Annotated in this window: 12 protein-coding genes; 7 read left to right on the forward strand and 5 right to left on the reverse strand. The window is 64.2% G+C overall.

The window, feature by feature from the left end; genetic code table 11:
- The first annotated feature begins 231 nt into the window (after positions 1 to 231).
- From rnr to ASF61_RS05450, 4 genes are all read left to right on the forward strand, one after another.
- Entirely contained in the window at positions 232 to 2706 is a 2475-nt protein-coding gene (gene rnr / locus ASF61_RS05435) for a ribonuclease R (RefSeq protein ID WP_056152093.1), read from the forward strand.
- A 4-nt stretch (positions 2707 to 2710) separates the two neighbouring features.
- A complete protein-coding gene (gene rlmB, locus ASF61_RS05440) occupies positions 2711 to 3454 on the forward strand; it encodes a 23S rRNA (guanosine(2251)-2'-O)-methyltransferase RlmB (protein WP_056152097.1) in 744 nt (247 codons plus the stop codon).
- Between the two features lie 125 nt (positions 3455 to 3579).
- Positions 3580 to 4317 (forward strand): serine O-acetyltransferase, encoded by a 738-nt coding sequence (gene cysE / locus ASF61_RS05445; protein ID WP_056152099.1) that lies wholly within the window; start codon positions 3580 to 3582, stop codon positions 4315 to 4317.
- 20 nt (positions 4318 to 4337) lie between these two features.
- On the forward strand, positions 4338 to 5015 hold the full coding sequence (locus ASF61_RS05450) for a YceH family protein (RefSeq protein WP_056152101.1): 678 nt from the start codon (positions 4338 to 4340) through the stop codon (positions 5013 to 5015).
- A 113-nt stretch (positions 5016 to 5128) separates the two neighbouring features.
- Here ASF61_RS05450 and ASF61_RS05455 read toward each other — a convergent pair whose 3' ends face one another.
- The 5 genes from ASF61_RS05455 to ASF61_RS23145 form a co-directional block, all read right to left on the reverse strand.
- Positions 5129 to 6076, reverse strand: coding sequence for a hypothetical protein (locus tag ASF61_RS05455; RefSeq protein ID WP_056152104.1), 948 nt, complete (start codon positions 6074 to 6076; stop codon positions 5129 to 5131).
- Positions 6073 to 6966 carry an ABC transporter ATP-binding protein gene (locus ASF61_RS05460; protein WP_056152107.1) on the reverse strand — a complete coding sequence of 298 codons (894 nt, stop codon included), beginning with the start codon at positions 6964 to 6966 and terminating at the stop codon, positions 6073 to 6075. Before ASF61_RS05460 ends, ASF61_RS05455 begins: the two co-directional genes overlap by 4 nt.
- Complete coding sequence (locus tag ASF61_RS05465) at positions 6963 to 7370, reverse strand: GntR family transcriptional regulator (RefSeq protein ID WP_056152110.1); 408 nt, start codon at positions 7368 to 7370, stop codon at positions 6963 to 6965. The genes ASF61_RS05460 and ASF61_RS05465 overlap by 4 nt, the downstream gene beginning before the upstream one ends.
- A gap of 85 nt (positions 7371 to 7455) precedes the next feature.
- A complete protein-coding gene (locus tag ASF61_RS05470; protein WP_056152113.1) occupies positions 7456 to 8166 on the reverse strand; it encodes a DUF72 domain-containing protein in 711 nt (236 codons plus the stop codon).
- A gap of 172 nt (positions 8167 to 8338) precedes the next feature.
- Positions 8339 to 8677, reverse strand: coding sequence for a hypothetical protein (locus ASF61_RS23145; protein ID WP_162241967.1), 339 nt, complete (start codon positions 8675 to 8677; stop codon positions 8339 to 8341).
- Between ASF61_RS23145 and ASF61_RS05475 the strand changes: the two genes are divergently transcribed.
- The 3 genes from ASF61_RS05475 to ASF61_RS05485 all read left to right on the forward strand — a co-directional run bounded on the left by ASF61_RS05475 (position 8604) and on the right by ASF61_RS05485 (position 12270).
- Entirely contained in the window at positions 8604 to 10802 is a 2199-nt protein-coding gene (locus tag ASF61_RS05475) for a bifunctional SulP family inorganic anion transporter/carbonic anhydrase (RefSeq protein ID WP_056152117.1), read from the forward strand. The genes ASF61_RS23145 and ASF61_RS05475 overlap by 74 nt on opposite strands.
- 56 nt (positions 10803 to 10858) lie before the next feature.
- Positions 10859 to 11443 (forward strand): DUF1439 domain-containing protein, encoded by a 585-nt coding sequence (locus tag ASF61_RS05480; RefSeq protein ID WP_056152120.1) that lies wholly within the window; start codon positions 10859 to 10861, stop codon positions 11441 to 11443.
- Between the two features lie 77 nt (positions 11444 to 11520).
- A complete protein-coding gene (locus tag ASF61_RS05485) occupies positions 11521 to 12270 on the forward strand; it encodes a tetratricopeptide repeat protein (protein WP_056152124.1) in 750 nt (249 codons plus the stop codon).
- The last annotated feature ends 93 nt before the right edge of the window (positions 12271 to 12363 follow it).

Genomic DNA, 12363 nt, shown 5'->3' on the forward strand with positions numbered 1-12363 from the left:
TTTTTCAACGTTGTCGCTGCAAGAGACCAGGATTATAGAGCAATCATGCCCGATGTCAAACATCATTTTTGTCCGATGTCAGAAAAAACCGGCAAACTGCTTGCGAATTAGGCTATCGCAGCGTTTCCAAGTACACTACGGCTGTCGTCGCGGCATATATATGCACCGCGACGATTTTGCCAGGCCGGAAACACCGAAAAGACTGTCAATTAATCCATACAGAAATAACTTTTGAGCCAAATTACCCATACCATTCCAAGCCGTGAGGAAATTCTCGGCATCTTCCGCAGCGCCCAACGCGCGCTCGATCTGCAAGCGGTAGCGAAGTCGCTCGATGTGGCGACCGACGCCCAGGCCGTGCTCTCGCGCCGCCTGAACGCCATGCAGCGCGACGGCCAGATCGTCGTCGACGACGCCGGCAATTTTACGCTGGCCCAGGATACCGGCTTCATCGCCGGCAAGGTCAGCAGCCACCGCGACGGTTTCGGCTTCGTGATCCCTGACGAGCCGGGCGAAGACCTGTTCTTGCCAGAAAAAGAAATGCAGAAAGTGCTGCACGGCGACCGCGTCATGGCCAAGGTGGTCGGTGTCGATCGCCGTGGCCGCAAGGAAGGCACGATCGTCGAAGTGGTGCAGCGCGCCAACACCCATATCATCGGCCGCCTGCTCAACGAGAACGGCGTCTGGATCGTGGCGCCCGAAGACCAGCGCATCGGCCAGGACATCCTGGTCGAAGGCTCGGTCGGCAAGGCCAAGTCGGGGCAGGTGGTCAGCGTCGAGCTGACCGAGCAGCCGATGCGCTTCAAGCAGCCGGTGGGCAAGATCGTCGAAGTGCTCGGTTCGCTCGACGATCCCGGCATGGAGATCGAAATCGCGGTGCGCAAGTTCAACGTGCCGCACGTGTTTTCGCCGGCCGCGCTCAAGCAGGCCAACAAGCTGCCCGACCACGTGCGCGAGAGCGATCTCGGCGAGCGCGTCGACCTGCGCGACGTGCCGCTGGTGACCATCGACGGCGAAGATGCGCGCGACTTCGACGATGCCGTTTACTGCGAACCGGTCAAGATCGGCCGCAGCAAGGGCTTCCGCCTGATCGTCGCGATCGCGGACGTTAGCCACTACGTGAAACCGAACGATGCGCTCGATACCGACGCGCTCGACCGCAGCACCTCGGTGTACTTCCCGCGCCGCGTGATTCCGATGCTGCCGGAAAAACTGTCCAACGGCCTGTGTTCGCTGAACCCGGCGGTGGACCGCCTGACGCTGGTGTGCGATGCCGTCATCAGCGCCAAGGGCGAGATCAAGGCGTACCAGTTCTATCCGGCCGTGATCCACTCGGCGGCGCGCCTGACCTACAACGAAGTGGCCGACATCCTCGGCGACAAGAAGGGACCGCAGGCCAGACGCCGTCCGGGCCTGGTGCCGCACCTGGACAACCTGTACGACGTGTTCCAGGCCTTGCTGAAAGCGCGCGGCGAACGCGGCGCAATCGACTTCGAGACCACCGAAACCTATATCGTCAGCAACCCGACGACCGGCAAGATCGAAAAGATCATCCCGCGCACGCGTAACGATGCGCACCGCCTGATCGAGGAATGCATGTTGACCGCAAACGTCTGCGCGGCCGACCTGCTGCTGCGTAACAAGCACCCGGGCACCTACCGCATCCACGCCAGCCCGACCGCGGAAAAGCTCAAGCAGGTGCGCACCTTCCTCAAGCAGGTGAACCTGACGCTGGAAGGCGGCGACAAGCCGACCGCCAGCGACTATGCGTCGCTGATGCGCCAGATCAAGGAGCGCCCGGACGCGTCGCTGTTGCAGACCATGCTGCTGCGCTCGATGCAGCAGGCCGTCTACAGCCCGGACAACATCGGCCACTTCGGCCTGGCGTACGAGGCCTATGCCCACTTCACCAGCCCGATCCGCCGCTACCCGGACCTGCTCACGCACCGCGCCATCAAGGCGGTGTTGGCCGGCAAAAAGTACGAGCCGAAGATCCCGGAAACCAGCGTGCTCAATACCAATGTCTCGAACGCCACGCGCAAGCAGCAGGCCAAGGACAAGGCCGAGGGCAAGGAAAAGAAGGCCGCCGACCTGACCGTGTGGGATGCGCTCGGCGTGCACTGCTCGGCCAACGAGCGCCGCGCCGACGAAGCGTCGCGCGACGTCGAGGCCTGGCTCAAGTGCTACTTCATGCAGGACAAGCTGGGCGAGGAATTCACCGGCGTGATCACCGGCGTGGCCACCTTCGGCATCTTCGTCCAGCTCGACCAGCTGTTCGTCGAAGGCATGGTGCACGTGACCGACCTCGGCGCCGACTACTTCCAGTACGACGATGCCCGCCACGAACTGAAGGGCGAACGCACGGGCAAGCGCTTCCAGCTGACCGACCGCGTGACGGTGCAGGTGGTGCGGGTGGACCTGGAAATGCGCAAGATCGATCTGCGCCTGTCCGGCCCCGACGCGCCGCCGCCGAAGCCCGAAGGCAGCGGCAGCAACGGCAGCAACGGCGGCAAGGATCGCAAGTCCAACATCAAGCCCGGTCCGACCACGTCCCAGCGCCACGAAGTGAAGTCCAGCGCAGCGGACCAGCCGGCCTCGAAACCGAAGTCGCGTTCCCGTGGCGGTCGCAAGAACAATGCCGCGGCGTCTGCCCCGGCAGCACCCCAGGCAGCCAAAGCTGCCGCAAAAAGTAAGAAGAAGCGATAAGTCAATGAAGAACAAAATGATTTTTGGGTTCCACGCGGTGACCTCGCGCCTGCGTCACGAGGCGTCATCGGTGGAAGAGATTTTCATCGACGCCGCGCGCGACGACCGCCGCATGAAGGACCTGGTCGCCAACGCCAAGGCGGCCGGCGTGCGCATCATGCCGGTCGATTCGGCGCGCCTGGACAAGATCGTCGGCACCCGCCGTCACCAGGGCGTGATCGCGTTCGCCTCGCAGCTGGCGCTGGCGCGCAACCTCGATGAACTGCTCGATGCCATCGACGGCCCGCCGCTGCTGCTGGTCCTCGACGGTATCACCGATCCGCACAACCTGGGCGCCTGCCTGCGCGTGGCCGACGGCGTCGGCGCGCACGCGGTGATCGTGCCGAAAGACCGCGCCGTGGGCCTGAACGCCACCGCCGCCAAGGTCGCCAGCGGCGCGGCCGAAACCGTGCCTTACATCACGGTGACCAACCTGGCGCGCACGCTGCGCGAACTCAAGGAGCGCGACATCTGGCTGATCGGCACCTCCGACGACGGCGAGAAGGGTTTGTACGAAGCCGACTTCACCGGCCCCACTGCGCTGGTGATGGGCTCGGAAGGCGAGGGCATGCGCCGCCTCACGCGCGAGACCTGCGACGTGCTGGTCAGCATTCCAATGTTCGGCTCGGTCGAGAGCCTGAACGTGTCGGTGGCGTCGGGCGTGTGCCTGTACGAAGCGCGCCGCCAGCGCATCGCCAGGGAAGGTTAATCGGTTCACCCTTCGGGGCCTCCTGCCGGGAGGCCCCTTGCAACGCCCTCAGCCAGTCCTCGTCGCGATACGCCGACTTAAGATAAGATACGCGTCTTCGTTGTCATCGTTATCACCCTGCACCCATGTTTCACCGCCTGCGCCAAGACATCAACAGCATCATCGAACGCGATCCTGCCGCCCGCAACGGCTGGGAAGTGCTCACCTGTTATCCGGGCCTGCAGGCCATCGTCATGCACCGCTGGGCGTCGTGGTGCTGGTGGCATGGCGCGAAATGGCTGGGACGCTTCATCTCGTACGGCGCACGCATCGTCACCGGCATCGAGATCCACCCCGGCGCCACCATCGGCCGCCGCGTGTTCATCGACCACGGCTTCGGCGTGGTGATCGGCGAGACCGCCGAAATCGGCGACGACTGCACCATCTACCAGGGCGTCACGCTCGGCGGCACCTCGCTGCACGCAGGTACCAAGCGTCACCCGACCCTGGGGCGCGGCGTGATCGTCGGCGCCGGCGCCCAGGTGCTCGGCGGTTTCACTGTCGGCGACTACGCCAAGGTCGGCTCCAACGCCGTGCTGCTCAAGCCGGTGCCGGCAGGCGCCACCGCCGTCGGCAACCCGGCCCACGTGGTGCAGAAGGAGGCGCTGGGCGCCGCCAGCAACCCGTTTGCCGCGTACGGCGTCACGCCCAACGGCGACGACCCGCTGTCGAAGGCCTTGCGCGGGCTGATCGAAAACGCGGTCAAGCAGGAAGCGCGCATCGAGCGCCTGGTGGCCACGCTGCGCGCCGCCGGGCTCGACTGCCAGGGCACGCCCGACTGTGATAAATTGAATTCCGCCCAATTGAACAAGCTTGTCGAATAACGCGTAAAGGATAGCTGCAGATGGAAACAACGCCCAAAGGCAACGAGATTCTGGACCCGTTCGAGCTGCGCGTGCTGGCCGTGCTGGCCGAGAAGGAAGCGCTCACGCCCGATAACTATCCGCTCTCGCTCAATGCGCTGGTCAACGGCTGCAACCAGCTCTCGAGCCGTGACCCGGTGATGGCGATTTCGGAAGAGACGGTGGCCGAGGTGCTGCAACGGCTGATGCAGAATAAGTACGTCAACGGCATCACCCAGGCCGGCGCGCGCGTGACCAAGTACGAGCACCGGCTGCGCATCAAGTTCTCGCTCGAGCAGGACAAGCTGGCCGTGCTGACCATCCTGATGCTGCGCGGGCTGCAGACGGCCGGCGAAATCCGCACCCGGTCCGGCCGCCTGCACGAGTTCAAGTCGGTGGCCGAGGTCGAACATGCGCTGCAGTTCCTGATCGACAAATACCCGCCGCTGGTAGCGAAACTGCCGCTGGCGCCCGGCACCAAGGAGCCGCGCTACGGCCACCTGCTGGCGGGCGAAGAAGCGCTGGCCCGCGAAGAAACCGCCGCCAGCCTCGGTGGTTCGATCAGCGGCGGGGCCCAGGGGTCGCGCATCGGCGCGCTGGAGCAGGAAGTCCAGCAGCTGCGGCGCCAGGTCGAAGACCTGACCGCGCAATTTGCAGCGTTCCGCCAGCAGTTCGAATAAACCGTCCGCATCACCGGCTGATCCGGGCTGCTGCGGCGGCCAGTGCTGGTCGGCATGGCGCAGGCGAGGCGCCTCGCCCGAGCCATGCCGGCGTCGTGCCTGGCCGGATTGCTCTAGCCTTCCTCGCGGCGGCGGCGCATCCACACGGCGACCGCGATCATGGCCACGCCAGCTGCCACGCCCAGCCACAGGACCAGGTCGGCCAGCGTGGACCACGAATACAGCAGGACCGCGTCCGGTGCCGGCACACCGTGCTCTTGCGACAGCACCGGTCTGCCGGCGCCGAACAAGACCCAGGACCCAGGCGCCACGCCCAGCAGCAAACGGTTCAGCACGTTGCCGATGATCCAGTAGGCATTGAGCTCGAAGCCCAGTATCTTCTGCATCCAGATCAGCAGCAGGCCGGCGCCGACCGGCACGCCCACCGCCCACACGAACACTTTCGACCGTACCATGCTCGAGATCATCAGCAGCCAGCCCACGGTGGGCAGCGCCCACAGCATGTACACCGGCAGCAGGGCCAGTAAGCGCAGCGGCGCCAGATACAGCTCGGGCGCGACCAGCAGGTCGGCGAACAGCACCGTCCCGTGCAGCGACAGCTTGACCGCCACGGCCGCCAGCAACAGCAGCGCCAGACCGATGGCGACGCCGGCCACGATCAGCGGCGCCACCACCAGTGCAGTCAGCACCTTGGACAGCACGGTGGTCAGGTCCGACACCGGCAGCGATTTCCAGAACAGGATGCTGCGGTCGCGCCGTTCGTCGTTGAGCGCGCCGAGACAATAGAAAAACACCAGGAAGCCCAGTACCAGGTACACCGGCACGGCAGCGACGATATAGCCCTGCGACAGCGCAGCGACCACGCCGGCGCGGGCCTGGCCCTGGATGTTGACGGTGTAGGTCTGCGAACCCATCGTGTCGCCGAAGTGGATCTCGTTGCCGCTGAAGACCGCCAGCAGCGCCAGCGCAGCGACCAGTGCCGCAATCACGAGCGGCGTCCAGACCAGCATGCCCTTGTGTTCCCACAGCTCGCGCTTGACCAGCCATTTCATGGTGTTCATTGTGCTTGTCCTTTCATCGTGGCGACGAACAGATCGGCCACGCTCGGTGTACGCAGCTCGCCGAAGGTGGCCAGCTGGGTGCGGTCGGCGCGGTCGAACAGCATCACCGATTTGCCGAACACGGTGCGCTGCGAGATCGGCGCCAGGGCGCTGGCCGTCGCCACGAACTGCGGCTCGACCATCACCTCGGTGAAGCGTTCTTCCACCTCGTCCATGGTGGCGGCCAGTGCGATGCGGCCATGCTCGATGAACATCAGGTCGGTCAGGATGTGCTCGACCTCCTCGATCTGGTGGGTGGTGATGACGATGGTCTTGTTGTCGTCGAAATAGTCTTCCAGCAGGTCCTGGTAAAACTGCTTGCGGTACAGGATGTCGAGGCCCAGCGTCGGTTCGTCGAGCACCAGCAAGGTGGCGTCGATCGCCATCACCAGCGCCAGGTGCAGCTGCACCACCATACCCTTGGACATGGCGCCGACCTTCATGTGCGGCGTGAGCTTGGTGTTGGCGATGTAGCGCTCGGCGCGGGCGCGGTCGAAGCGCGGATGCACGCCGGCCACGAAGTCGACCGCATCCTTCACCTTGAGCCACCGGGGCAGGATGGCGACGTCGGCAATGAAGCAGACATCGTGCATCAGCTGCTCGCGCTCGGTGCGCGGGTCGCGCCCCAGTACCGACAGCGCGCCGTCGAACGGCGTCAGGCCCAGGATGGCCTTGAGCGTGGTGGTCTTGCCCGAGCCATTGGGCCCGATCAGGCCAACGATGCGGCCGGCGCCGATGCTAAAGCTGATGTCGTGCAGCGCGGCCTGTTTGCCGTAGTGCTTGCTCAGTCCGGTGGCGGTGATGACCGCACCGTGGCAGGCGGCCGGCCCGGTGCCTGCGGCGGCGGTCATGACGGTTCTCCTGCTGGCGCCGACGGCGTGGCCGGGGATGCCGATGCGGCCGATGCGGCCCCGAGCAGGGCACCGGCATCGAGACCGAGGCGGCGCATGCGCTCGAGCACGGCCGGCCACTCTTCGCGCAGGAAGCGTGCGCGCTCGCTCGTCAGCAGTTTGTCGTGTGCTCCTTCGCTTACATACATACCTAGCCCCCTGCGTTTTTCGACCAGTGCCTCGTCCACCAGTTCCTGGTAGGCGCGCGACACCGTGATCGGGTTGAGTTGATAGTCTGCCGCCACCTGGCGCACCGAGGGCAGGGCGTCGCCCGCCCTGAGCAAGCCGTCGAGCATCATGCCGACCACTTTGTCTTTCAGCTGCCGGTAGATCGGCGCATTGTCATGCCATCCTGTCGTCGACATGTGCTGTCCTCTATTGATGTGGTGTTGTAGTTAACTATAACAGTAAAAATCAAAAAGGCAAGATCGATTGTGGCGTTGTCGTTTTTCAGGCGGTTTTGTGCTGCAGGGCGAGGGCGTTCGGCAGGGCCGCGCCGGAGGCGGTGTTATCGAACACGCACCAGGCGTCGCGCCCGGCCAGGTACTGCGCCACCTGGTCCAGGTAGGCGTCGCCATACGACGAGTAATACATGCGCGGGCTGCCGTGCAGGCGCGCATAAACCAGCTCGGTCGTGGGCACGTACGGTCCCGGCGCACCGGCCGGCGGATCGGCAATCACGCGGGTGACGCCGTGAGCGCGCAGCAGCGCGGTGGCGTCGTCGCCGAACCAGCTGCCGTGGCGCGCCTCGCAGGCGAGGGCGCAGGCAAAGCGCTGGCGCAGCGCCGTGAAAAACTGCCCGGCCGCGCGGCTGTCGTGCCGCAGGCTCGGCGGCAGTTGCACCAGGATGCAGCCGAGCTTGGTGTCGAGCGTGTTGGCCTGGGCGGCAAACGCGTCGAGCAGGGCGTCGCAACCGGCCAGGCGTTGCTCGTGGCTGATGCTGCGGGGCAGCTTGACTGCGAAGCGAAAATGGTCGGGCACGCTGGCGGCCCAGCGCGCATAAGTTGCTGCCTGGTGCGGCTTGTAGAACGACGAATTGATTTCGACGGCATTGAGCACGCGGGCATAGCGCGCGAGGTGGCTGTCGTCGCCGGGGAAGGCGTCGGCCTGCTCGCGGCCGATGCCCCAGCCGGCACAGCCGATTCGGAGGGTGGTGTGCATCAGCCGATTCTAGGGAAATCGTGCGGGTGATGGCGCGCGTCTCGTCGCGATTCTGTCGCGATAATAATGCGCTGCGATGACCTTATTTTATTTTGTTCGATAAATAATAAAATTTTCCGCGGCTAAATCTTATTAATTTCTGTCGGATAATTTGAATATTGAATCTGGAAATTTAAATTTCTGGAAATAAAAGACGCTGCGCAAAAATACGGTAAAAAATTTTGTGCGCTGCAAAAGTCCGTGCTATATTTTCTTCCAAGCTCAACGCCAGACTAGTCCTCCACCGATGCCAGGCGATCCCTGCGCATCGCGGCGCGGTGCGCAGCACGCGCACCTGCCTGTATATCGTCTTCGTCAAGGTTTCTGTTTTTATCCCTGCTGTTGCGGGAGGAAACCGTTCGCCTGATTCATTCTCTTTTTGAATATGGACGCTCATCATGAAGAATTTAAAATATGATCTGCCGGCCGCAGTTGTGGTCTTTCTGGTGGCTTTACCGTTATGTTTGGGCATTGCGCTGGCCTCCGGCGCGCCGTTGATGTCGGGGATTATCTCCGGGATTATCGGCGGCATCGTGGTGGGAGCGCTCAGCGGTTCGCAGACCAGCGTGGCCGGACCTGCGGCCGGGCTGGCGGCCGTGGTGCTGGCATCGATTACCAAGCTCGGCAGTTTCGAGATCCTGCTGGTGGCGATCGTGATTGCCGGCGCCTTGCAGATGGTGATGGGATTGTGCCGCGCCGGCTTCATCGCCAACTATGTGCCGTCGAGCGTGATCAACGGCTTGCTGGCGGCGATCGGCATCCTGCTGATCCTGACCCAGATTCCGCACGCGTTCGGCTACGATCCGAAAAACGCCGACAATTTCTCCTTCTTCCAGGGCAATGGCGAAAACCTGTTCTCGATGCTGGGCCAGGCAGTTGCTGCGGTGACGCCGGGCGCGCTTCTCATTGCCGCCTTGTCCATCCTGATCCTGGTGTACTGGGGCAAGACGCCGCTGGCCAGGTTCAAGATGCTGCCGGCGCCCCTGTTCGTGGTCGCGTTCGCGGTTGCGCTGAACGCCTTGCTTGGCGCGGTCGCGCCTGCGCTGGCGGTCGGCCCCACCCACCTGGTGGACCTGCCGCCGATCGACGCCACTGACCCGGCCGCCTTCCTGCAGCTGCCCGACCTGCGCCACCTGGGTAATATCGATGTCTGGATAGTGGGGATCACGATTGCCATCGTGGCCTCGCTGGAAACGCTGCTCAACGTGGAAGCGGTGGACAAGGTCGATCCCCTGAAACGTGAAACGCCGGCCAACCGCGAACTGCTGGCCCAGGGTGCCGGCAATATGCTGGCCGGCCTGGTAGGCGGTTTGCCGGTGACGTCGGTGATCGTGCGCAGCACGGTCAATGTCCAGTCGGGCAACAAGACCAAGGCTTCGGCCGTGCTGCATGGCGTGTTCCTGCTGCTGGGCGTGCTGGTGCTGAGTCCAGTGCTGAACATGATTCCGCTGGCAGCCCTGGCGGCGATCCTGATCACGACCGGCTACAAGCTGGCCAACGTCGGCGTTTTCCGCGACATGTACCGCAAGGGCGGGGCGCAGTTCATGCCGTTCGCGATCACCGTGGTGGCCATCGTGGCGACCGACCTGCTGACCGGCGTCCTGATCGGCCTGGCAGCCGGCGTGTTCTACCTGCTGCGCAGTAATTTCCGTAATCCGTACACGCTGCAGCAGTACAAGCTGCACATCGGCGACGTGATCAAGATGGCGTTGCCCAATCAGGTGTCGTTCCTGAACAAGGCCACCATCAAGGAGGCGCTGTGGAAGATACCCGAGGGCTCGCAAGTGGTGATCGACGCTGCCGGCACCGATTACATCGACCATGACGCGCTGGAAGTGATCGAGGATTACCGCAGCGTGGCGGCCGAGCGCAACGTGCAGCTGAGCGTGGTGGGCCTGCGCGCCGGCCATGGCCAGCATGCACCGGACCAGTTCGTGCCGGTACTGGACCACGCGACGCAGAAAAAGCTGGCGCCCGCCGATGTGCTGCAGGTGCTCAAGGAAGGCAACCGGCGCTTCCGCGAAGGACGCCGCTTCGAAAACGACTATGTGCACCAGGCCAGCGCCACGGCCGGCGGTCAGCATCCGATGGCCGTGGTGGTCAACTGCATCGATTCGCGGACCTCGCCGGAAATCATTTTCGATGCCGGCCTGGGCGACCTGCTGACCATCCGCATCGCCGGCAACGTGATCAGCCGCGAAATCATCGGCAGCCTGGAAATCGCCGCCAAGCTCGGCGCCAAGCTGATCGTGGTGAAAGGGCACTCGTCGTGCGGCGCCATCGGCCTGGCGATGCAGCAGGAGGGGGCGCACAGCATCGGCGCCATCACCGGCAAGATCCAGTGGGCGATCCACCAGTGCGGCGACCATGCGCACCTCGGCGACAAGGCCTTGCGCGACCGCGTGGCGCGCCACAACGTCGAAAACTCGCTGGCAGAAATCATCGATGGCAGCAACTTCCTGCGCGCCGCCATCCGGCGCGGCGAGATCGGACTGGTGGGCGCGTTCCACGACATCGCCACGCGCCAGGTAGAGTTCGGCGAACTGGTGGCGCCCGACACGTTCGACCCCCAGCGTCCGCTCCACATCGCTGCCTGACACCGGGCGTGCAAGCTCGGTCATAATGGCGCCATCCTCATCGACGGAAGCTTTCCATGACCAAGCTGAAACGCTGTTTTTCCTCCCCGCTGTTGCTGGTGCTCGTGCTGGCGGGCCTGCTGACCGCCTGCGCGGCCCTGATCGGCCCGCGCGATGTCGAGCTGCGCCAGGACAAGCTACAACAGGGGCTCGACCGCAAGTTTCCCATGCACCACCGGGTACTGGGCATCTTCGAGGTCGAGCTGAGCCGCCCGCAGCTGGCCATCCTGGCCGAGAACAACCGGGTGGCGCTGACCTTCGATATGAACGTTACGCCCTTGCTGGCGCGCCAGTCGTGGCGCGGTACCATGGCCGTATCCGGGCGCCTCAATGTCGATACGCTGCGCAACACCATCTACATCGCCGACACCCACGTCGACCAGTTCGCGCTCGACAATATGGATCCCGGCAAGCAGGCGCAACTGGCCAGCGTGGCCAACCTGCTCAGCGACACGCTGGTCAGGAATGTTGCCGTCCACACGTTCAAACCGGAAGAGCTGCGCTACGCCGGCGTGCAGTTCGAACTGACTGCCATCGATACCCGCCCGGGGGCGCTGGTGGCGCGTTTGCGGCCGGCGGAATCTGGCGGCGCAGGGCGTTGAGCGACGCGGAAGACTGCTTGTGATGTTGCTAATAAAATTCTACAATTGCTGTCCTGTAGCGTTTTTCGAGGCAACTCATGCATATTTTCGGTATCGGCATCCACGTTCTGGTGGCGCTTTATTTTGCCGTCCACGTGATCCGCAGCGGCCAGCAGATGTACTGGCTGTTCATCCTGTTCATGTTCCCGCTGCTGGGCAGCGTGGTGTATTTCATCGCTGTCTACTTGCCCAGTTCGCGCATCGAGCAGGGCGCGCGCAAGGTGGCGTCGGTTGCCGTCAGGACGCTGGACCCGGGCCGCGAACTGCGCGAAGCACGGGCAGCCTATGAGTACACGCCGACCGCGCAAAACCAGATGCGCCTGGCCAGTGCCCTGCTCGAAGGCGGTAACGCCGCCGAAGCAGCCAGCACCTACGAAGCCTGCCTGCAAGGGCCGTTCTCGGGCGACCTGGAAATCCGCTTCGGTGCGGCGCGCGCTGCGCTGGCCTGCGGCCGCGCCGACGCTGCCATCGGGCACCTGCGCACCATCCGCGCCGCCAACGCCGGTTTTCGTGCCGAGCAGGTGACGCTGCTGCTGGCCCAGGCGCTGGCGGCAGCCGGGCGGCAGGATGAGGCGCGGGTCGAGTTCGACCATGCCCTGAGCAACCACGGCGGCTTCACCGTCCAGGCGGAATATGCGATCTGGGCGGCCGGCGCCGGCGATGTCGACAAGGCGCGTGCGCTCGAGGCCGAACTGCGCCGCACCATCGGACGCTGGACGCCGCAGACGCGCGACCTCAACCAGCCGCTGATCAAGCGGTTGAACGCCGCCATGGCGGCGCTTCGCTGAAGGGAACCCCGTAAAACCTACTGCGCGACCCGCTATCGCCTCTCCGTTGCTCAGCGTACCTTCGTACGCTTGCGCTACTCAAGACGATATCGG

It is taken from the genome of Duganella sp. Leaf126 (genome assembly GCF_001423125.1).
Classification (GTDB): domain Bacteria; phylum Pseudomonadota; class Gammaproteobacteria; order Burkholderiales; family Burkholderiaceae_D; genus Rugamonas.

What these genes read in the sequence shown, in the direction of transcription:
- rlmB (WP_056152097.1), top strand. Translation starts at nt 2,711, where the DNA reads ATGAAGAACAAAATGATTTTTGGGTTCCACGCGGTGACCTCGCGCCTG.
- cysE (WP_056152099.1), top strand. Translation starts at nt 3,580, where the DNA reads ATGTTTCACCGCCTGCGCCAAGACATCAACAGCATCATCGAACGCGAT.
- ASF61_RS05450 (WP_056152101.1), top strand. Translation starts at nt 4,338, where the DNA reads ATGGAAACAACGCCCAAAGGCAACGAGATTCTGGACCCGTTCGAGCTG.
- ASF61_RS05455 (WP_056152104.1), bottom strand. Translation starts at nt 6,076, where the DNA reads ATGAACACCATGAAATGGCTGGTCAAGCGCGAGCTGTGGGAACACAAG.
- ASF61_RS05460 (WP_056152107.1), bottom strand. Translation starts at nt 6,966, where the DNA reads ATGACCGCCGCCGCAGGCACCGGGCCGGCCGCCTGCCACGGTGCGGTC.
- ASF61_RS05465 (WP_056152110.1), bottom strand. Translation starts at nt 7,370, where the DNA reads ATGTCGACGACAGGATGGCATGACAATGCGCCGATCTACCGGCAGCTG.
- ASF61_RS05470 (WP_056152113.1), bottom strand. Translation starts at nt 8,166, where the DNA reads ATGCACACCACCCTCCGAATCGGCTGTGCCGGCTGGGGCATCGGCCGC.
- ASF61_RS05475 (WP_056152117.1), top strand. Translation starts at nt 8,604, where the DNA reads ATGAAGAATTTAAAATATGATCTGCCGGCCGCAGTTGTGGTCTTTCTG.
- ASF61_RS23145 (WP_162241967.1), bottom strand. Translation starts at nt 8,677, where the DNA reads ATGCCCAAACATAACGGTAAAGCCACCAGAAAGACCACAACTGCGGCC.
- ASF61_RS05480 (WP_056152120.1), top strand. Translation starts at nt 10,859, where the DNA reads ATGACCAAGCTGAAACGCTGTTTTTCCTCCCCGCTGTTGCTGGTGCTC.
- ASF61_RS05485 (WP_056152124.1), top strand. Translation starts at nt 11,521, where the DNA reads ATGCATATTTTCGGTATCGGCATCCACGTTCTGGTGGCGCTTTATTTT.